Source organism: Microvirga pakistanensis (assembly GCF_004458765.1).
GTDB classification, from domain to species: Bacteria; Pseudomonadota; Alphaproteobacteria; order Rhizobiales; family Beijerinckiaceae; genus Microvirga; species Microvirga pakistanensis.
In genome coordinates this window covers 1-223 of the sequence record NZ_SPJX01000352.1, presented here as the reverse complement: position 1 = coordinate 223, position 223 = coordinate 1, and the positions used below count along the sequence as shown (strand labels likewise).

1 protein-coding gene is annotated in these 223 nt (G+C 61.9%); it reads left to right on the top strand.

Going from position 1 to position 223, the window contains the following annotated elements; all coding sequences use genetic code 11:
* A partial coding sequence (locus E4K09_RS18150; protein WP_134499190.1) for a hypothetical protein occupies positions 1 to 223 on the top strand: 223 nt, incomplete at both ends.

Below are 223 nucleotides of genomic sequence, written 5' to 3'. Positions count from 1 at the left end.
GCCGTGTCCGTTCGGAATTGTCGGAGCGGTTCGGCGGCATTACCAGCTTCACGCGCGCGCCCGCCGAAGGCGTCTGGAAGGAGGGCGGCCATACCGCCCATGACGATATCGTGGTCTTCGAGGTGATGGTCCGCGAGACTGATCATGCCTGGTGGGAAAACTATCGTGCCGAGCTGGAACGCCGCTTTCGGCAGGAAACCATCGTGATTCGCGCCATCAAGGT